Origin of the sequence: Natrinema hispanicum, assembly GCF_004217335.1 — an archaeon.
Lineage (GTDB): Archaea > Halobacteriota > Halobacteria > Halobacteriales > Natrialbaceae > Natrinema > Natrinema hispanicum.
On the sequence record NZ_SHMP01000003.1, the window covers coordinates 888,751 to 907,496 of the forward strand.

Annotated in this window: 20 protein-coding genes; 14 read left to right on the plus strand and 6 right to left on the minus strand. The window is 64.5% G+C overall.

Features of this window, described 5'->3' with window-relative positions:
* Positions 1-88 precede the first annotated feature (88 nt).
* Complete coding sequence (locus tag BDK88_RS05215; RefSeq protein WP_242611610.1) at positions 89-2,257, plus strand: ATP-dependent DNA helicase; 2,169 nt, start codon at positions 89-91, stop codon at positions 2,255-2,257.
* 40 nt (positions 2,258-2,297) lie between these two features.
* On the opposite strand, the gene BDK88_RS05220 is transcribed toward BDK88_RS05215, so the two are convergent.
* The 5 genes from BDK88_RS05220 to BDK88_RS05240 form a co-directional block, all read right to left on the minus strand.
* Complete coding sequence (locus BDK88_RS05220) at positions 2,298-2,615, minus strand: rhodanese-like domain-containing protein (protein ID WP_130499466.1); 318 nt, start codon at positions 2,613-2,615, stop codon at positions 2,298-2,300.
* Positions 2,612-2,908, minus strand: a complete 297-nt coding sequence (locus BDK88_RS05225) for a sulfurtransferase TusA family protein (protein ID WP_092933302.1) — start codon at positions 2,906-2,908, stop codon at positions 2,612-2,614. The genes BDK88_RS05220 and BDK88_RS05225 overlap by 4 nt, the downstream gene beginning before the upstream one ends.
* Positions 2,909-2,945: 37 nt before the next feature.
* Positions 2,946-4,118: a YeeE/YedE family protein gene (locus BDK88_RS05230; protein ID WP_130499467.1), complete on the minus strand. Its 1,173-nt coding sequence runs from the start codon at positions 4,116-4,118 to the stop codon at positions 2,946-2,948.
* A 220-nt stretch (positions 4,119-4,338) separates the two neighbouring features.
* Positions 4,339-4,839, minus strand: coding sequence for a 2'-5' RNA ligase family protein (locus BDK88_RS05235; protein ID WP_130499468.1), 501 nt, complete (start codon positions 4,837-4,839; stop codon positions 4,339-4,341).
* Between the two features lie 73 nt (positions 4,840-4,912).
* Entirely contained in the window at positions 4,913-5,107 is a 195-nt protein-coding gene (locus BDK88_RS05240; RefSeq protein ID WP_130499469.1) for a DUF7554 family protein, read from the minus strand.
* Positions 5,108-5,194: 87 nt separating this feature from the next.
* On the opposite strand from BDK88_RS05240, the gene BDK88_RS05245 reads away from it, so the two are divergent.
* From BDK88_RS05245 to argF, 10 genes are all read left to right on the plus strand, one after another.
* Positions 5,195-6,322 carry a helix-turn-helix transcriptional regulator gene (locus BDK88_RS05245; protein ID WP_130499470.1) on the plus strand — a complete coding sequence of 376 codons (1,128 nt, stop codon included), beginning with the start codon at positions 5,195-5,197 and terminating at the stop codon, positions 6,320-6,322.
* A 300-nt stretch (positions 6,323-6,622) separates the two neighbouring features.
* Positions 6,623-7,825, plus strand: a complete 1,203-nt coding sequence (locus tag BDK88_RS05250) for an argininosuccinate synthase (RefSeq protein WP_130499471.1) — start codon at positions 6,623-6,625, stop codon at positions 7,823-7,825.
* Positions 7,826-7,827: 2 nt separating this feature from the next.
* Positions 7,828-9,378, plus strand: coding sequence for an argininosuccinate lyase (gene argH / locus BDK88_RS05255; RefSeq protein ID WP_130499472.1), 1,551 nt, complete (start codon positions 7,828-7,830; stop codon positions 9,376-9,378).
* Between the two features lie 210 nt (positions 9,379-9,588).
* A complete protein-coding gene (gene lysW, locus BDK88_RS05260; protein WP_008013846.1) occupies positions 9,589-9,753 on the plus strand; it encodes a lysine biosynthesis protein LysW in 165 nt (54 codons plus the stop codon).
* 91 nt (positions 9,754-9,844) lie between these two features.
* Positions 9,845-10,720: a lysine biosynthesis protein LysX gene (gene lysX, locus BDK88_RS05265; protein ID WP_130499473.1), complete on the plus strand. Its 876-nt coding sequence runs from the start codon at positions 9,845-9,847 to the stop codon at positions 10,718-10,720.
* The gene (gene argC, locus BDK88_RS05270; RefSeq protein WP_130499474.1) at positions 10,720-11,766 is read left to right on the plus strand and encodes an N-acetyl-gamma-glutamyl-phosphate reductase; all 1,047 of its coding nucleotides are present in this window, start codon (positions 10,720-10,722) and stop codon (positions 11,764-11,766) included. The genes lysX and argC overlap by 1 nt, the downstream gene beginning before the upstream one ends.
* A complete protein-coding gene (locus BDK88_RS05275; protein WP_130499475.1) occupies positions 11,767-12,633 on the plus strand; it encodes an acetylglutamate/acetylaminoadipate kinase in 867 nt (288 codons plus the stop codon).
* Positions 12,630-13,778 carry an aspartate aminotransferase family protein gene (locus tag BDK88_RS05280; protein ID WP_130499476.1) on the plus strand — a complete coding sequence of 383 codons (1,149 nt, stop codon included), beginning with the start codon at positions 12,630-12,632 and terminating at the stop codon, positions 13,776-13,778. The genes BDK88_RS05275 and BDK88_RS05280 overlap by 4 nt, the downstream gene beginning before the upstream one ends.
* Positions 13,775-14,845: a [LysW]-lysine hydrolase gene (locus BDK88_RS05285; RefSeq protein WP_130499477.1), complete on the plus strand. Its 1,071-nt coding sequence runs from the start codon at positions 13,775-13,777 to the stop codon at positions 14,843-14,845. The genes BDK88_RS05280 and BDK88_RS05285 overlap by 4 nt, the downstream gene beginning before the upstream one ends.
* 32 nt (positions 14,846-14,877) lie before the next feature.
* Positions 14,878-15,807: an ornithine carbamoyltransferase gene (argF, locus tag BDK88_RS05290; RefSeq protein ID WP_130499478.1), complete on the plus strand. Its 930-nt coding sequence runs from the start codon at positions 14,878-14,880 to the stop codon at positions 15,805-15,807.
* A 159-nt stretch (positions 15,808-15,966) separates the two neighbouring features.
* On the opposite strand, the gene BDK88_RS05295 is transcribed toward argF, so the two are convergent.
* Positions 15,967-16,434 carry a histidine kinase gene (locus BDK88_RS05295; RefSeq protein ID WP_130499479.1) on the minus strand — a complete coding sequence of 156 codons (468 nt, stop codon included), beginning with the start codon at positions 16,432-16,434 and terminating at the stop codon, positions 15,967-15,969.
* Between the two features lie 184 nt (positions 16,435-16,618).
* On the opposite strand from BDK88_RS05295, the gene BDK88_RS05300 reads away from it, so the two are divergent.
* From BDK88_RS05300 to thrC, 3 genes are all read left to right on the plus strand, one after another.
* Positions 16,619-16,867, plus strand: a complete 249-nt coding sequence (locus tag BDK88_RS05300; RefSeq protein ID WP_130499480.1) for a hypothetical protein — start codon at positions 16,619-16,621, stop codon at positions 16,865-16,867.
* 69 nt (positions 16,868-16,936) lie between these two features.
* Entirely contained in the window at positions 16,937-17,320 is a 384-nt protein-coding gene (locus BDK88_RS05305) for a helix-turn-helix domain-containing protein (protein WP_130499481.1), read from the plus strand.
* A gap of 57 nt (positions 17,321-17,377) precedes the next feature.
* Complete coding sequence (gene thrC, locus BDK88_RS05310) at positions 17,378-18,652, plus strand: threonine synthase (RefSeq protein WP_130499482.1); 1,275 nt, start codon at positions 17,378-17,380, stop codon at positions 18,650-18,652.
* Positions 18,653-18,746 lie beyond the last annotated feature (94 nt).

The following is an 18,746-nucleotide window of genomic DNA, read 5'->3' on the forward strand; positions in this document are numbered from 1 at the left end:
CGAATGAGGTCCGTGCCCTCAGCCGATCGGGGAGCGCCGATCGAATCGAGACGAACGTTTTTATCGCAGCACGAACCACTCACGGACTGTGTCTGAGACCGGGTATCTGCGCTTTTTCCCGTACGACCGGCCGTACGAGAATCAGCGCGAGGCGATGGACCGCATCCACAACGCCCTCACGCGGGGCCAGAACGTCCTCTTCGAGGGGGCCTGTGGGACCGGCAAGACCCTCTCGTCGCTGGTGCCGGCGCTTGAAGTCGCCCGCGAGCAGGACAAGACGGTCGTCATCACGACGAACGTCCACCAGCAGATGCGTCAGTTCGTCGCCGAGGCTCGCGCGATCACGCGCGAAGAACAGATTCGTGCGGTTGTCTTCAAAGGCAAGTCCTCGATGTGTCACATCGACGTCGGCTATGAGGAGTGTCAGGCCCTGCGGGACAACACCCGCGCCCTCGTCGACGCCGAACGTGATCGGACGCAACTCGAGCGCCGCCAGCGAGAACTGCTGGCCGAAAGTCAGGACGGCGACGGCTCGGCGGCCGACGCCCGATCGGCGGTGATGGACGAACTCGAGACTATCGAAGAGCGACTCGAGGAACTCGAGGAGCAAAACGTCTGTGACTATTACCGAAACAACCTGACCGGGGATACGGACGACTTCTTCGCGTGGCTCTTCGAGGACGTTCGCACGCCCGACGAGATCTACGAGTACGCAGACCGGCAGGAACTCTGTGGGTACGAACTTCTGAAGGAGGGCATCGAGGGTGTCGATCTGGTCGTCTGTAACTACCACCACCTGCTCGATTCGACGATTCGCGAACAGTTCTTCCGGTGGCTGGGTCGCGATCCCGAGGACGTGATCGCCGTCTTCGACGAGGCCCACAACGTCGAGGACGCCGCTCGTGAGCACGCCACCCGGACCTGTTCGGAGCGGACGTTCGACTCGGCGCTCGACGAACTCGCCGACACCGACGACCCACGCGCAGACGACGCCGCGAACGTCCTCTCGGCGTTTCACCGCGCGCTCGTCGAGACCTACGAGGACTCCTTTGGCTTCGGCGAGCGCGAGCAGATCGGCGACAACTGGACCGACGTCCCCATCGCCAACGACGACCGCAAGGACGACCTCACCCTCGAGTTCCTCCAGCGCTACACCGGGCAGGGGATCGGCGAGGATCTCGAGGCTGCGATGCAACTCGGCCAGGAGTTAGACGAGGAGTACGAAGAAGCGTATCGAGAGGGTGAGACGGCCACGCGCACGGAGTGTCAGACCCTCCAGGCCGCGGCCTTTGTCAGCGCGTGGATGAACGAAGGCTCGAAGGAGGGACTGTACCCGGTCGTCTCCGTTACGCGCGACGCCGGCACCGACGAGGTCTACGGCCGCGCGGAACTCTACACCTGCCTCCCGCGGCAGGTGACCGGGCGGCTGTTCGAGGAGGTCCACGCGACAGTCCTGATGAGCGCGACCATCCAGCCGTTCGAGGTCACCGAAGACGTACTGGGACTCGAGAACGCTGTGACGATGGCCTACGGGCTCGGCTTCCCCGAGGAAAACCGCCGGACGTACGCCGTCGAGACGCCGCCGCTGTTCTCGTCGGATCGCGATGATCCCGTGGTTCAAAACGAGGTGACCGAAACGATCCACGACGCCGTCCGGATGACGCCCGGTAACACGCTCGCTTTCTTCCCCAACTACGGCGAGGCCAGCCGGTACGCAAAGCGCCTCGAGAACAGAAGCGACCGGCCGGTCTATCTAGACGAGCCGGGCGAGGCCGTCGAAGACCTCCGTCAGGAGTTCGTCGCGGACGACGACGCGGTGTTGTGTACCTCGCTGTGGGGCACCCTCGCGGAGGGGGTGAGTTTCGACGGCGACGACGCCCATACGGTGTTGGTCGTCGGCGTGCCCTACCCGCATCTGGACGATCGGGCCGAGGCCGTCCAGGAGGCCTACGACGCTGCCTTCGATGGCACCGACACCGGCTGGCGCTACGCCGTCGAGATCCCGACGGTTCGCAAGACCAGACAGGCGCTGGGACGGGTCATCCGCTCGCCCGAGGAAGTCGGCGTCCGCGCGTTGCTCGACCGGCGTTACTCGAGGCGAGCGAAGTCGGAACTGGGCAGGTACAGCGTCAACGGCACGTTTCCACACGCAGAACGCGAGGAACTGATCGACATCGAACCGGGAAAACTCAAGTTCGCGATGCGCAACTTCTACGGCGACCACGACGCGTACGACGGCGAGCCGCCGGCACCGTAGGCTTGCTCGCGGTAAGCCGCTGGCTGCTGTGCGCTGCCCCTCAGTCAGCAGCCACTGTCTCGAGCGGCTCCCAGTCCTGATAGCCACCGGCCATACTCACGACGCGCTCGGCGTCGCCGTACTCCGTGATGAGCCGGGCGGCTTGAATCGACGAGTTGCCCCGGTAACAGTAGACGACGACCTCGTCAGCCCAGTCGCGGTCGACGACGGTTTCCTCGAGTTCCTCGATAGTGACGTGGTCAGCCTTGGGGAGGTGGCCGTCGGCGTAGTCTTCGTCCTCGCGGATGTCGATCAGGTCGAATTCGTCGCCGCGCTCGAGGCGTTCGCGAACCGTCTCGGTGGATACTTCCTCGATCATGCTCGCTTTCGGAGGTAGATGCGGTAGGTTGCGTCGCCGCTGCGCCAGACCTGTGCCTCGGCGTCGTCGCCGACGGCGCGGGGCACGTTTTCCGTACAGGGGACGTGATCGGTCTCTTGGACGAGCAACTCGCCCGCCTCGAGTTCCTGCAGGCCTTTCTTGGCCTCGACCTGCGGGTAGGGACAGACCTCGCCGGTCATGTCCTGGACGAGGTCGGCCTCCTCGAGCAGTGCTTCGGCGTCGTCGTCGGTCAATTCGTCTGGCGTGTTCGTGACGTCGTCGATGGATGGCATTGGATATCGTAATGTTGGAGGTCAGTTAGCGAACGATTCAGATCGCACAGCCGACTTCGCGGTAGATCCAGTGGGTCATCACGTAGACGCCGGCGACGATGCCGACGGCTGCGATGAACGAGTGGATCGACAGCTCCGCGATGCCGGAGTAGATGTTCCCGATGTTGCAGCCAGGGGCGAGCCGCGAGCCCGCGCCCATCATGAGGCCGCCAACGACGGCGTTGGGAAGCCGTCGGCGCTTCGGGACCCGGAGGGCGAAGTCGCCGCTCCAGAGGGCGGCGAGGAACGCGCCGACGATGACGAACGCGATCATCACCATGTCGACGGTCACGCCGACGCCCTGGCCCTGAAAGAGGATCGAACCCCAGTACTCGAACGAACCGGCGTCGACGCCGACCTGCGAGAGGAGATAACCCGTCCAGCGGGCCTCGGGGCCGGTGACGCCGACGATCGAGACCTGGGTGAACCAGAGCACGGCGGCGGCGGTGATTCCGAGCGCCGCGGTGCGTGGGTCCCACGGTTGCTTGCTCGCGGCGATTGGGTGTCGCCACGCGCGAACGAGCCCGCGGAAATACGCGTTCGTTCCGCGTGCGAACCCGCGAAGGCCCGCGACCGGCGCGAGGAACGCAGCCGGGGTGAGCTGGGCCACGTCGGCGCGTTCGCCGAAGTCGGCGGCGGTCGACGCACGACCGGTCAGCGTCGCGTAGACGAGCAGTCCAGTGAGTGCGACTGCGAGGCCGACCAGGCTGGCCGGGACTGACGTGACGGTAAACAGGCTCGCGCCTTCACCGAACGTCAGCGGCTCGAAGTACGTGCGCTCGAGCGTCGGGAAGGCGACAGTGAAGCCGGCGTAGCCGACGCCCATGAACAGCAACGTGAGCCAGAACTGCAGATAGCCCTCACCGGTGCGGTAGAGTGTGCCGCTGGCACAGCCACCGGCGTAGGTCATTCCGACCCCGAAGATGAAGCCGCCGACGAGCCCTGTCAGCCCCCAGTTGGGCGTCCAGAACCCTTGATAATATCCGAATTGGTACGCGATACCCCAGAAGATCATTGTCAGAAACGTCGCTGCGAGGACGCCCTTTGTGACCCGCGAGTCCTTGTACGCGAAGAAGTCCCGGAAGGCGTTGACGAAGCAGAATCGCCCCTTCTGGAGGAAGGCTCCAAGGGCGAGTCCGACGACCGCTGCGACGAGTAGCGTTGCGACCACATCGGAACCAGTGGCCAGATGGACTTAATCCGCACCGAGCCGGCTGACGCTACCCCGACTCTTGACGCCTCTCTGTGTCGAATTCCGGAACCTCTCCCGTTTAGAACGGTCGCGGCCGGTGACGGGCCGCCGTGGTCGCTGACGGCGGTAGCAGCGATATTTGCGGGGACCTCAGACGCACTGCGGCACGCGTTTTGGCCCACAGCGCGTGTGACGACCCCTACGACGGCAAGGAGACGCGACTCACCGGTAACTTGTACGTCCCGTCCCAGAACTCGAGTTCGCTGACCGTCCACCGGACGGGCTCGATCTCGCGGTCGGCCAGCCGTTTCGCGGTCTCGATGTCGCCGCCGCGAGCCAGCGTCACGTGGGGAACGTAGTCTGTGCCTTCGAGGCCCTCGACGACGTCGAAGGCCTCGGTGAGGTCAGCGTGAATGCCCTCGAGTCCGGGGCTCTCGACGGCGAGATAGACGACGGGAGCTGATCCCAGTGGTGGGTCCTCGAAGTAGTCGATCCCCGTGATTTCGGCCTCGACGGCCGGTGCGCCCTCGAGCGCGCGGTGGGCACGGTGTTGCAGCTGTGCGACGTGATCGGCCTCGCCGAGTCGCTTGAGCAGACACGAGTGGTCCTCGCGGACGGTCTCGAAGCCGACCAGCTCGGGATAGAGGCGATCCGCGAGCTGCCGGACGCGACCGGGGACCGGGACGTTGACGCTGTACACTTCGGTCGATATTGGGACGAGGGAGCTATCAGTCTGGTGGTCTCGGGACTCGACGCCGCTGCCGATGGCCAGTTTAGATTCGGTCGAGCAACCAGAGCACGATCAGGACGGCGATCGCGAGCTGGACGATCACGAAGAAGGGGCCGAGCAGCCAGGCGAGCCCGCTGATCACTGCCTCGAGGACCTCGAGGACGAGCAAGACGGCGATCAGTCCGAGGACGAGTTTTAGTAGCGTCTCGACCTCGAGTTCGCCGCGAATGTCAGACATACACCCTCATATCATGGCGAATGTATGAAAAATATACCGTTACTGTGTCGGAAAGACCTATTTAGATGGCCATAACATATGTCCGTAATGGAGGTGAGGGGGCTGCGAGCCCTGGTCTGCCTGCTCGTGGTGGTTGCATGTTCGGGTGCGTACGCCCCGGTGGTGCCTGTGACAGCGGATGCTGGGACGCAGACAGTAATGCGACAGGTCCAAGCGGACAATGGTGGCGCGGCCATGAACGACTCCGTGCAACTCGAGGACGCTGATCGGATCCATATCGACGTTTTTATCGCTGGGAACGGCTCCGCGCAGGTGACGACGGACTACCAGTTCTATCCCGATGAAAACGGATCGATGGCGGAGTGGGAGTCCCTAGCGGAAAACATCTCGAACAACAGGACGTGGTACGTCACCGAGGAGCGACGCGGATGGAACGAGACGCTCACGAAGGGCGAAAACGCGACCGACCGGGAGATGAACATCTCGAACCTCTCGGTCGAGACGGACACGGACCCTCAGCCCGAAGAGATCGGGCACGCGAGGGTCACCTTTCAGTGGTCGGATTTTGCCCACGTCGAGTTGAACCGGATCGAGGCGGGTGCTGCCCTGTCCGGGTTTACGCTCAGCAATGAGACGACGTTGCAGTTTCGCTGGCCGGAGGCGTACACGATTTATGAGAGCGACGGCGAGCCGCAGGTGGACCCATCGCCGGACGAGCGATCCGATCGCTCGGTAAAGTGGGAGGGCGAGAAAACGTTCCCCGACGATCAGCCACGAGTCGTGCTGATCAAAAACGGCGACTCAGCGACGGGGCAGACGCCGGCCGACGGTGGCCCCCCGATGCCGTGGGTGATCGTCTTCCTCGCGCTGGCCCTGTTGGCAACCGTTGCCATTGCAGGCTGGTTCCGTAGTCGCAATCGACCCCGTAGTGGTGGAACCGACGGCGGGACCGATGTCGCGTGGCGAGCAGACGGCTCGAGTGCTGCCGACTCAAGCATGACTGAGACGCCGCCGGAACTGTTGAGCAACGAAGAACGGGTGTTGCAGCTGCTCGAGCAACGCGGCGGGCGGATCAAACAGCAGGACGTCGTCTCGGAACTGGACTGGACCGAGGCCAAGACGAGTCAGGTCGTCGGTGACTTACGCGAGGACGACGAAATCGAGGTCTTCCGCATCGGTCGGGAGAACGTCTTGTCACTGCCCGACGACGAGTAAGTTCCCGTCCTGTGAGCGCGATGTAGCAGGTTTTAATACCGTGGGTTCGCAGTATTCAGACAATGAGCCAGACCGTCGGCACCACGCTCGCCCTTTCCGGTACCGACGGGACCGTCGCTCGGCGACGACCGCGGCGATTCCGACCGGGCCTTTGAGCCCGTACTATACTCCTTCCCCGATCCGGTTCGTTTCAACGTTCCCGAAACTGCAGTATTTTCGGTTAGCAGTCGCTCTATCGATATTTTGCGTGATTGAAACCAATGAGCTTAAGTCCGTCCTGTGAGTTCACTCGAGTACGATATGACCCGCGTGGCACTTGCGTTTTCGGGCGGCCTGGACACGACTGTCTGTGTCCCGCTGCTCGAGGAAGAATACGGATATGACGACGTGATCGGCGTCACCGTCGACGTCGGCCAGCCGGCCTCCGAGTTCGACGAGGCCGAGGAAACCGCCGAAGCGCTCGGCCTCGAACACTACGTCGTCGACGCCCGAGAGGAGTTCGCCGATCTCTGTCTTGACAGCGTTCGCGCGAACGCGACCTACCAGGGCTACCCGCTGGGAACGGCGCTGGCTCGCCCGGTGATCGCAGAGGCGATCCTCGAGGTCGCAGAGGAAGAGGGATGTACCGGCATCGCCCACGGCTGTACGGGCAAGGGCAACGACCAACTTCGCTTCGAGGCAGTCTGGCGTGACTCCGATCTCGAGGTCATCGCCCCCGTGCGCGAACTCGGTCTCACCCGTGAGTGGGAACAGGAGTACGCCGCCGAGAAGGACCTCCCCGTCGAGGGTGGCAGCGGCGGTGACTGGTCGATCGACACCAACATCTGGAGCCGTTCGGTCGAGGGCGACGACTTAGAGGATCCGAGCTACGTCCCCCCGCGTGACATCTACGCGTGGACCGACGAGCCCGGCAGCGAGACCGAGGAAATCGACATTACATTCGAGAACGGCTACCCCGTCGCCGTCGACGGCGAGGAGTACGAGCCGGTCGAACTCATCGAGTATCTCAACGACCTCGCTGGCAGCTACGGTGTCGGCCGCACCGACATGATGGAAGACCGTATTCTCGGGCTGAAGGTCCGCGAGAACTACGAACACCCCGGCGCGACGACGCTACTCGCCGCCCACGAGGCCCTCGAAGGCTTCGTCCTCACGCAGGAAGAGCGCCAGTTCAAAACCCAGATCGACCAGCAGTGGTCCCAGAAGGCCTACGAGGGCCTGATCGACGCGCCGCTCGTGAGCGCACTCGAGGGCTTCATCGGCGAGACCCAGAAGCGCGTCACGGGTACGGTGACCATCCGCTTCGAGGGTGGCCAGGCCCGTCCGGTCGCTCGCGAGAGCGACTTCGCGGCCTACTCCGCGGAACACGCGTCGTTCGACACCGAGACGGTCGGCAAGATCACGCAGGAAGACGCCACCGGCGTCGCGAAGTACCACGGCTTCCAGCGTCGTCTCGCCAACGAGGCGATCGCTGCGAACGCTGACGACGAGGACGACGAGTAACCATGACCGAGGAGAGCGCTCACGGCGACGAGTGGTCCACTGGACCGCAGTCCTCGTCGGATCGCCGAGCCGACGGTGGCGAGTCCTGCCCCGTCCGCACTGATGGGGGCACCGACGACGAGGGGGTCGTCCGTCGGGACCGCTTCAGCGGCGGCCCTGCCCGGAGCTTCCTCTCCTCGCTTGCAGCGGACGAACGCATTTTCGAGGCTGATCTCGCGGTCGACCGCGCGCACACGGTCATGCTCGCCGAGCAAGGGATCATCGACGACGATGTCGCAGGCGAGATCCTGACCGCCCTCGACGCGATCGAAGTCGACGGCCACGACTCGCTGCCCGACGGTGAGGACGTTCACGAAGCCATCGAGACGGCCGTCATCGAGCGCATCGGTGCCGACGGCGGGAAGATGCATACCGCACGCTCGCGCAACGACGAGGTCGCGGCCTGCATCCGCTATCGCTTACGCGAGGACGTTCTCGCGGCGATCGAGACGACGCTCGCGCTGCGCGAGTCGCTCGTCGACGTGGCCGACGAACACCAAGAGACGATCATGCCCGGCTACACGCATCTCCAGCCTGCCCAGCCGACCACCGTGGCCCACTGGGCGCTGGCCTACGAGGGGGCCGTTCGCCGCGACACCGAACGCCTGTGTGATGCCTACGCACGGATCAACGAGTCGCCGCTTGGCGGCGCAGCCTTCGCGGGCACGACGTTCGACATCGATCGCGAGCGCACGGCCGATCTGCTTGGCTTCGACGGAGTCGTCGAGAACTCGATGGACGCCTCCTCGAGCCGGGACTTCCTGCTCGAGACGGTCCAGGCGCTGTCGACGCATGCGACGACGCTGTCGGGACTGGCCGAGGACGTCATTATCTTCGCGAACCGTGGTTTCGTCGAGCTGTCGGACGACTACTCCTCGACGTCGTCGATCATGCCCCAGAAGAAGAACCCAGACACGCTGGAACTCGTCCGCGCAGTCGCGGGCGATGCAGCCGGCAGCGTTCAAGGGCTGACGACGACGCTCAAAGGGCTACCGCGTGCGTACAACCGCGACCTCCAGCGGGCAACGACCCACGCCTGGGAGACCGTCGACGCCGTGACAGAAGCCAGCGAGGTTGCGGCGGGTGCGGTCGCGACGGCCGACTGGAACGAGGAGACGCTGGCCGCGGAAGCCGGCGCAGGCTTCTCGACGGCGACCGGCGTCGCGGACCTGCTGGCAGCCAACGGGTTGCCGTTCCGAACGGCACACGAACTGGTCGCGATCGCCGCGGAGAACGGCGCAGACTACGATGCACTCGAGGCCGCATCACAAGAGGTTCTCGACGAGTCGCTCGAGGCCCACGTCGATCCCGACGCCGTCGAGGACGCACTCGACCCGGCCGAAAGCGTCGCAAGCCGCGACTCACAGGGCGGTCCCGCCCCCGAGGCGGTCGACGCCCAGCTCGAGGTGGCCCGTGAGACGCTCGCGGCCGACGACGACGCACACGCCGAGTTGACCGCAGCGCTCGAGACGGCCTACGAGACGCTCCGGTCGGAGGTGAACGACTATGTCTGAAGACAGGGGTCGACAGCCGAGGTCTCGGAGTGGCGATCGACCACTCCGACGACGATCCCCGTCCGGGGATGAATTACTTGCTTCATGATATGTCAAAGTAAACTTGCGGTTTGACGGTGTCTACGGTCCGTTAGAGACGGGTGCAGCTAGTATAATTTTGCTGTTAGGTTCGAAGGCTTTAAGGGATCGCGGCTCCCACGTGCGAGTACAATGACCGAATGCGTCGAGTGTGGGGCTGAACTGTCCCTGCACGACGATCTGGAAGTCGGAGAGATCGTTGACTGTACGACCTGTGGTGCTGAGCTGGAAGTCGTCGACACCGAGCCGCCAGTCCTCGAGCGAGCCCCTGAGCTCGAAGAGGACTGGGGTGAGTGACCTTGCAGACGGGCGCGATACCGGCCCGCGCTGCGCACACGACTCGAGGGGCTCGTAGCGAGTTCCTCACAGCCATTCAGAGGTGGCTCGCGTGAACGTAGGCATACTCTATTCACGGATTCGAAAAGACGAGAAGCTCCTGCTGAACGAGCTTCGCGAGCGTGATCACGAGGTCACGAAGATCGACGTTCGCAAGCAGACCTTCGACATTTCGGAGGCTCCCGAGGCGTTCGCGGATCTCGATATCGTCGTCGACCGCTGTCTCGCCACGAGTCGCAGCCTGTACGCTACGCAGTTCTTCGAGGCGTACGGGATTCCCGTGGTCAACAGCCACGAGACGGCGGATATCTGCGCCGACAAGGTGAAAAACAGCCTCGCGCTCGAGCAGGCGGGCGTTCCCACGCCAGCGACGAAAGTCGCGTTTACGAAAGAGACCGCGATGGAGGCCATCGAGGACTTCGGCTATCCGTGCGTCCTCAAACCTGTCGTGGGTTCGTGGGGCCGTCTAATGGCCAAGATCGATTCCAAATCGGCCGCCGAGGCGATCTTAGAGCACAAGGCAACGCTTGGCCACTACGAGCACAAGGTGTTCTACGTCCAGGAGTTCGTCGAGAAACCGGGCCGTGACATTCGCGTGCTCGCGGTCGACGGCGAGCCGATCGCCGCGATGGTTCGCTCGTCGGACCACTGGATCACCAACGCCGCCAAGGGCGCGGAGACGGACGTCTTCGACCTCGACGACGACGCGCTGGACCTCGTCCAGAAGGCCAGCGACGCCGTCGGTGGCGGCCTGTTGGGTGTCGACCTCATGGAGACCGGTGATTCCTACACCGTCCACGAGGTCAACCACACCGTCGAGTTCAAAGCGCTCGACGAGGCCGTCGAAACCGACGTCGCCGGCACCGTCGTCGACTGGCTCGAGGAGAAGGCCAAAGCGGCCGATCCGGAACTCGAGGTGAGCGCCTAATGGCAGCCGATACTGTTACCGCGACTGTCATCGGTGGCTCCGGCTTTACCGGCGGTGAGCTCCTGCGGTTGCTCGCCGGCCACCCGAACGTCGAACTCGCCGAGGTCACCAGCCGGTCGAAAGCCGGCAAGAGCGTCGGCTCCGTCCATCCGCCGCTTCGCGGCACGGACCTGCGCTTTACCGAACCCGACGATCTCGAGTCCGTCGACGTCCTCTTCGCGGCGACGCCACACGGCGTCTCGATGGGCCAGATCGACGAGTTCTTCGAGATCGCCGATACGGTCGTCGACCTCTCGGCTGACTTCCGCCTCGAGACGGAAGAACAGTACGACGAGTGGTACGACGGCCACGAGGCCCCCGAGTACTTGGAAAAGGCCGAGTACGCACTTCCCGAGATCAACCGCGACAACCTCGCGGGTGCGGACCTCATCGCGGGTGGCGGCTGTAACGCCACCGCGACGATCCTCGGGCTCTACCCGCTGTTCGAACACGACATCTTGGAGGGCGGCGAGCAGGTCGTCGTCGACGTGAAAGTCGGTTCCTCGGAAGGGGGAGCTGGCGGCGGCGAGGCCTCGAGCCATCCCGAGCGCTCGGGCGTCGTCCGCCCGTACGCGCCGACGGGCCACCGCCACGAAGCCGAGATCGAGCAGTTCCTCGGCACCTCGGTGTCCTTTACCTGCCATGCCGTGGACATGATCCGCGGCGCGAGCGCGACGAGCCACGTCTTCCCGTCGGGTCCCGTCTCGAAGGGCGACCTCTGGCAAGCGTATCGCGGCTGCTACGAGGACGAGCCGTTCGTCCGCATGGCCGCCGGCGGCTCCGGCGTCTACCGCTACCCCGAACCGAAGTCGGTCGCGGGGACCAACCTCGCCGAGGTCGGCTTCGAACTCGATCCGTCGAACAAACGCATCGTCGTCTTCTCGGCGATCGACAACATGATGAAAGGCTCCGCGGGCCAGGCGGTCCACGCCGCCAACATCGCGCTGGGCTTCGAGGAGACGGCCGGACTCGAGTTTACGGGACTCCACCCCGTGGGGGCGCCATAAATGACCACGGTGGTCAAAATCGGCGGCGCACGTGCCGTCGATCCCGAAGGCGCACTCGCCGACGTTGCGAGCCTCGTCGAAGACGGCGAAGACGTCGTCCTCACACACGGCGGCTCGACCGCCGTCGACGAGACCTTAGAAGAGCTTGGCGAAGAGCCAACGTACGTCGAGACGCCCGGCGGCGTCGTCGGCCGCTTTACCGACGAGCGCACCATGGACGTTTTCAAGATGGTGATGCCCGGCAAGCTCAACACCGATCTGGTCGAGAGTCTGCACAACGAGGGCGTCGACGCAGTCGGCCTCTCGGGTACTGACGGCAAACTACTCTCTGGCAAACGCAAGTCCGCCGTCCGCGTCAAAGAGGACGGCAAGAAGAAGATCAAACGCGGCGACCACTCGGGCAAAATCGAGTCGGTCAACGCCGACCTGCTCGAGACGACCCTCGCAGGTGGTTACACCCCTGTCGTCTCGGTTCCGATCCTCGGCAAGGAGAAGTCGGGCGGCTACACCGCGGTCAACGCCGATGCCGACCGCGCCGCGGCAGCGATCGCCGGCGCGCTCGAGGCCGATCTGGTCTTGCTGACCGACGTCTCGGGCGTCTACGAGGACCCCGACGACGAGTCGACCAAGATCGAGTCGGCCGCCACGCCCGAGGAATTCGCTGGCGTCAAGGACGCCGCCGAGGGCTTCATGACGAAGAAGGTCATGGCCGCTGAGGAGGCACTCGAGGGCGGCGCGTCCTCGGTCGTCGTTGCAGACGCGAACGCGGACGAACCAATCTCGAGCGCGCTTGCGGGCGAGGGGACGACCCTCGAGCCCGGCGTGCTCGAAGACGAAGACGACGCTGAAACGGAGGCCGCAGAATGAGCGATCTCGATTTCGTTTCTGGCAGCAAGCCGATCGGCATCGAGCGCGGTGAGGGACCGTATCTCTACACGTCCGACGGGACAGAGTACATCGACGCCGGGGCGAGCTACGCCTGCACGCCGCTCGGCCACTCCCACCCCGCAGTCGTCGACGCAGTCACCGAGCAGGTCGCTGACCTGACGTTCGTCGACTCGTCCTATCCCGTTCAGTCACGCGAGGACGCCTACGCGGCCCTCGTGGCGTCGACACCGGACGGCCTCGATCAGGCCTGGTTCTGTAACTCCGGAACCGAGGCCAACGAGGCCGCGCTGAAGTTCGCCCGATCGGCGACCAGCGAGTCGAAGATCGTCGCCGCGACCCGCTCGTTCCACGGCCGGACGATGGGGTCGCTCGCAGCGACCTGGAAGGACAAGTACAAAAAGCCGTTCGAGCCGCTTGCCGGCGACGTAGAGTTCGTCCCCTACGGCGACGGCGAGGAGCTCGCTGACGCCGTGGACGACGAGACCGCGGCCGTGATCTTGGAACCGATCCAGGGCGAAGGCGGAATCAACGTTCCGCCTGCGGGCTACCTCGAGACCGCTCGTGAATGCACTGACGAGGCCGGCGCGGCGCTCGTCTTCGACGAGGTCCAGACCGGCATGGGACGGACGGGGTCGATGTGGGCCTGTCAGAACGCAGGTGTCACACCCGATATCCTCACGACTGCAAAAGGCCTCGGCAACGGCCTCCCGATCGGCGGCGTCGCTGTTCGAGACTGGATCGCAGACGGCGCGGCCTCGCACAATTCGACCTTCAGCGGTGGCCCTGTCGTCACCGCGGCGGTCCACGCGACAATCTCGACGCTGGTCGAAGAGGAGTGGCCCGCCCACGCCGCTTCGATGGGCGACTACCTCACGACGGAACTCGAGGCCACGCTCGGCGACGAGGTGCGCGAGATCCGCGGTGAAGGACTGCTCGTCGGCATCGAGTTGAAGCGGGGGGCGAACCGCGTCGCCCGTGACCTCGCGATGAACCACCAGGTGCTGGCGCTGCCGGCGGGTCGAACCGTCCTGCGTCTTCTGCCGCCGCTGGTGATCGACAAAGACGGGGCGGACCAACTCGTGGACGCGCTGGGCGCGGTCATCGCACCCGACTCCGAATCATGAACGCGAGCACGGGCGACCCGACGGACGTCTCGCTTGAGGAGGCTCGAGACCTGCTGGTCGATCTCGTCTCGATTCCCTCCCCGACCCGTGAGGAACGCGAGGCGGCCAAACGCCTCGTGGATTTCTTCGAGGCCCACGACCGGGAGGTCTGGATCGACGCGGTCGGGAACGTCCGCGCACCGGCAGACGATTCCGTCCTCCTGACCTCGCACATCGACACCGTGCCGGGAGACATCCCTGTCGAGGTCGAAGACACCGGCGACGATGAGATCCTCTGGGGCCGTGGCAGCGTCGACGCGACTGGCCCGCTCGCCGCGATGGCGGCCGCTGCCGTCCGAACCGGCGTTTCCTTCGTCGGCGTCGTCGGCGAGGAAGTCGACTCGAAGGGGTCGCGCTATCTCGTCGACGACCGCGACGAGTCACCGGACGCCGTCGTCAACGGCGAGCCCTCCGGGGCCGACGGGATCACGCTCGGCTATCGCGGCCTGATCGCCGGGACGTACGTCGCGACAAGCGAGTCCGGCCATACCTCACGGCCGGACCCGAACGCGATCCAACACGCCGTTCGCTGGTGGTCGGCCGTCGAGGAGCGCTTCGAAGGCGACGAGTACGAACCGATCTTCGAGCAAGTGACGACCAAGCCGGTCGACATCGAAGGTGGCGTCAGCGAGGACGGCCTCTCCGTCGAGACGACGATGGACGTTCAACTGCGCGTCCCGCCGGCACTCGACGTCGAGACCGTCCGCGAAGCCGCCGAAGCCGAACTCGAGGTCGGCACCGTCACCTGGAAGGACAAGGTTCCGCCAGTGATGATGAGCCCGCGAACGGAGGTCGCTCGGGCGTTCCGTGTCGCCATCCGAAAGGAAGGCGCTGATCCGCGTCTGGTGCGAAAGACCGGCACCAGCGACATGAACATCTACGCCGGTGCCTGGGACTGTCCGATGGTCACCTACGGGCCTGGCAATTCAGACCTCGATCACGCACCCGACGAACGACTCCCGCTGTCGGAGTTCGATCAGTCGGTCGCGATCTTAGAGCGCGTCGCGCGGACGCTCAGTGAAGACTGACGAATAAGTATTCGCAGACGAGCTATCATATCATGACGACAAATACGGACGATACACAGCCGAGACATTTCCTCGACGTCGATGACCTCTCCGAGGCGGAACTGTTCGCAGTTCTCGACAGAGCCGACGAATACAAACACGCCGTCGAGAACGGCGAGGACCACGCCGACCTGTCTGGACAGACATTGGGAATGCTCTTCCAGAAGGCGAGTACCCGAACCCGCGTTTCCTTCGAGACGGGGATGACCCAGCTTGGGGGACACGCGATCTTCCTCGGGGAAGACGACATCCAGCTCGGGCGGGGCGAACCGCTGAAAGACACCTCGCGTGCGCTCTCACGATACGTCGACGCGGTGATGGCTCGCGTCTTCAAACACGAGAACGTCGAGGTGCTCGCCGAATACTCGTCGGTGCCGATCGTCAACGGCCTCACCGACGACGCGCATCCTTGCCAGACGCTTGCGGACCTCCAGACGATCCGCGAACACGAGGGCGGTCTCGAGGACGTCTCAGCAGCCTGGATCGGCGACGGGAATAACGTCGCCCAGTCGTTCGCGCTCGGCTGTGCGCTGACCGGCGTTGACCTGACGATTGCGACGCCCGAGGGGTACGAAGTCGACGACGCCGTGCTCGAGCGCGCCCGCGACCTCGGTGGCGATCCGACGATCACGACCGATCCCATCGAGGCGGCCACCGACGCCGATGTCATCTACACGGACGTCTGGATCTCGATGGGCCAGGAGGACGAACGCGATGTCCGGATGAACGACTTCGAGGGCTTCCAGGTCTCTGCGGACTTACTCGAACACGCCCCCGACGCATCGGTGATGCACTGCCTGCCGGCTCACCGCGGCGAGGAGATCACCGACGACGTCGTCGAAGGTGAGCAGTCGATCGTCTTCGATCAGGCTGAAAACAGGCTTCACGCCCAGAAGGCACTGTTGAGCTGGCTGCTCGAGTAGACGACCGCGAGCGATGCGAGCGGCTTTTTGGTCCAGATTTTTTCGTGAGTGGTCAGCAGAGCTGACCCGAGCGAAAAAAGGTGGGCTGTAAAATCGGCTTCACGCCCAGAAGGCGCTGCTGAGTTGGCTGCTCGAGTAGCTGTTCGATCCCGCTTTTGGTTACTCGAGGACTGCGTACACGACGCCGAGGACGAGTCCGTACGCGGCGTGGCCGACGAGACTCTCGACGGCGATGTTCGGGACGGCAGGTGCTAGTTCGAACCCGACTGCCGAGAGCCAGATCGGCATCACGAAGACGGCGAGGACCAGCCAGACCCCGACGCCGTAGCCGAGCCCGAGGAGCCCGGCCGTCGTCGGACTCGCGTCGGCACGTCCCGTCGTGACCAGCAGCGCCGCGAAGACGACGCCGATGACCGCGCCGTGGGAGAGGTGGACGATCGTTCCCGCAAGCCCGCCTTCGAGCCCGTACATCGCTGGGATCGCCATCTCGAGGACGCCAGGCGTCTGAACCACCATCATCGCGCCGAACACGATCGCGCCGATGATACCGCCGACGGTCCCTGCCTGCCAGGGCTCGAGTGCCGTTTTAGTCCGTTCGGGTCGTTTGGTTACTGTCTCTGATGCCATATGACATCACACACCCTGGGTCAGTGTAGCGGTATCCCGGTTCGGGACTCGTCATGCACAGCCGGTTCCCGGCGCTCGGTTTTGCCTGTCAGGCGGCCCTCGAATTGCCCGCAGCGACCGGAGGGGCCAGCAGTCGGCGCGATGACACGAAGTTTCTTTGGACCAGCGCACTCACTCTCACGCGATGTCGAACCCGCTCCGGATCTCGGCTGGCGACCTCGAGACGGATGCCATCATGAACGCGATCGAGGACGGACGACGGGTCGTGATTACGACGACAGCGGCGCAGAGCGAGTACGAGGTGACGTTGCGATACGACGGCTCGGTGTACTACTGTGATACACCGACGCGGCTCCACCGCCACGAGACCGAACGCGAAATGCGGACCTGCATCCGAAACATGGGCTACGGGGCAACAGCTGAGGATGCGTGACGACGGCGCGGCTGCACGTTCCGGCCGGCCGTGACGAGTATTTTGACCTTCGCGGCCGTACGAGCCTGTATGTCCGACACCCCCCAGCACCGCCTCGGGGAACTGATGGAGGAATCGAACCCCCCGTTCGAAAAAGTCATGAGCTGCGTGTTCGGAATCGAGGATCACGAGACCCGCACCTACCTGACACTGTGTTCACAGCCCGGGAGTACGATCGAGGAGTTGGCCGCGACACTCGAGCGAGACCGGAGTACGGTCAACCGCTCGCTGTCGACGCTGCACGAACGGGATCTCGTTCGCCGGGATCGACGGTTGCTGGACGGTGGTGGCTACATTTACCAGTATACTGCGATCGCGCTGCCAGAAGTCAAAGAGATGTTGCACGAAGCACTGGACGTCTGGACGGCGACGGTCCACGACGTGATCGACGAGTTCGACGAGACGATCGAGTAACCCACGTCATCGCCGAATCCACTCACTTTTTCCCTGTTGCATCCCTCCCATCCGATAATGAGTCTCAGTCTCTCGGCCGAGCAGCCTGACGAACCCGCCGACGCCGACAATGGCGTCTGGCTCGAGTGCATCGAGTGTGGCGAGACGTTCGCTCCCTTCGACGACGTTCGCTACACCTGTGATGAGTGTGACGGACTGCTCGAGGTTCGCTACGCCGAGCTGCCGACGCTCGATGACTTCGACGGACATGGCGTCTGGCGGTATGCCGACGCGCTGCCGTTCGCAGAAGGCGTCTCGATTCAGGAAGGTGCGACGCCGCTGTATGAGGTCCCTCGTCTCGAGGAATCGATCGGTGTCGAGGCGCTGCGGATCAAACACGAAGGAATGAACCCGACGGGCTCGTTCAAGGACCGCGGGATGACCGTTGGCGTCCGCGTCGCGAAGGAACTCGGCGTCGGTCGGCTGGCCTGTGCCTCGACCGGAAACACCAGCGCTGCGCTGGCTGCTTACGGTTCCCGCGGCGGGATGGAGACGCTCGTCCTCCTGCCCGCAGGGAAGGTCGCCGCCGGAAAGATCGCCCAGGCGAGTCTCCACGGCGCACGCATCCTCGAGGTCGACGGCAACTTCGACGCCTGTCTCGACATCGTCCAGGAACTCGCCGCCAAGGGCGAGGCCTACCTGCTGAACTCGCTGAATCCCTTCCGCCTCGAGGGTCAGAAGACGATCGGCCTCGAGATTCTCGAGGGCTTCCTCGCCGATTACGACGCCGTTCCAGACCGGATCGTGCTGCCGGTCGGCAACGCGGGCAACACCTCGGCGCTGTACAAGGCCTTCCGCGAACTCGTCCAGGCCGGCGAACTCGACGAGGACGACGTGCCGAAGCTGACGGGTGTGCAGGCCGAAGGCGCTGCCCCGATGGTCGAGGCGATCGAAAACGACGCCGACGAAGTCCGCCGCTGGGAAGATGTGGAGACGCGCGCAACCGCAATCCGGATCGGCAATCCGGTCAACGCACCCAAGGCCCTGCCCGGCATCCGCGAGACCGGTGGCACCGCGGTTGCGGTCTCCGACGAGGAGATTACCGAGGCCCAGCGCGACATCGCAAGTGAGGGAATCGGCGTTGAACCCGCCTCTGCCGCCTCGATCGCCGGCCTGCGCAAGCTCCGTGCCGAGGGAGTCGTCGACGACGACGAGCGTGTCGCCTGCCTGACGACGGGTCACCTGCTCAAAGACCCCGACGCTGCGGCCGCCGCCGGCAGCGAGCCCGAACCTGTGCCGGCCGACACTGCGGGCGTGCTCGCAAGCATCGCGAGCGAGCGCGCGTCGGAGTAATAGATCCGACGGCGTGCTCGAGCACCTCTCGGAGTAACGTCCGTCGGGTGCACGACCCGCGTCAGACGTGTCTGACACCCGACTGACTGATCTT

Bases quoted from the DNA above. Each gene is read 5' to 3' on its own strand.
- BDK88_RS05275 (WP_130499475.1), top strand. From the start codon at position 11,767: ATGACCACGGTGGTCAAAATCGGCGGCGCACGTGCCGTCGATCCCGAA.
- BDK88_RS05280 (WP_130499476.1), top strand. From the start codon at position 12,630: ATGAGCGATCTCGATTTCGTTTCTGGCAGCAAGCCGATCGGCATCGAG.
- BDK88_RS05285 (WP_130499477.1), top strand. From the start codon at position 13,775: ATGAACGCGAGCACGGGCGACCCGACGGACGTCTCGCTTGAGGAGGCT.
- lysW (WP_008013846.1), top strand. From the start codon at position 9,589: ATGACCGAATGCGTCGAGTGTGGGGCTGAACTGTCCCTGCACGACGAT.
- BDK88_RS05220 (WP_130499466.1), bottom strand. From the start codon at position 2,615: ATGATCGAGGAAGTATCCACCGAGACGGTTCGCGAACGCCTCGAGCGC.
- BDK88_RS05250 (WP_130499471.1), top strand. From the start codon at position 6,623: ATGACCCGCGTGGCACTTGCGTTTTCGGGCGGCCTGGACACGACTGTC.
- BDK88_RS05300 (WP_130499480.1), top strand. From the start codon at position 16,619: ATGTCGAACCCGCTCCGGATCTCGGCTGGCGACCTCGAGACGGATGCC.
- thrC (WP_130499482.1), top strand. From the start codon at position 17,378: ATGAGTCTCAGTCTCTCGGCCGAGCAGCCTGACGAACCCGCCGACGCC.
- BDK88_RS05225 (WP_092933302.1), bottom strand. From the start codon at position 2,908: ATGCCATCCATCGACGACGTCACGAACACGCCAGACGAATTGACCGAC.
- BDK88_RS05305 (WP_130499481.1), top strand. From the start codon at position 16,937: ATGTCCGACACCCCCCAGCACCGCCTCGGGGAACTGATGGAGGAATCG.
- BDK88_RS05295 (WP_130499479.1), bottom strand. From the start codon at position 16,434: ATGGCATCAGAGACAGTAACCAAACGACCCGAACGGACTAAAACGGCA.
- argC (WP_130499474.1), top strand. From the start codon at position 10,720: ATGGCAGCCGATACTGTTACCGCGACTGTCATCGGTGGCTCCGGCTTT.
- BDK88_RS05240 (WP_130499469.1), bottom strand. From the start codon at position 5,107: ATGTCTGACATTCGCGGCGAACTCGAGGTCGAGACGCTACTAAAACTC.
- argH (WP_130499472.1), top strand. From the start codon at position 7,828: ATGACCGAGGAGAGCGCTCACGGCGACGAGTGGTCCACTGGACCGCAG.
- argF (WP_130499478.1), top strand. From the start codon at position 14,878: ATGACGACAAATACGGACGATACACAGCCGAGACATTTCCTCGACGTC.
- BDK88_RS05245 (WP_130499470.1), top strand. From the start codon at position 5,195: ATGGAGGTGAGGGGGCTGCGAGCCCTGGTCTGCCTGCTCGTGGTGGTT.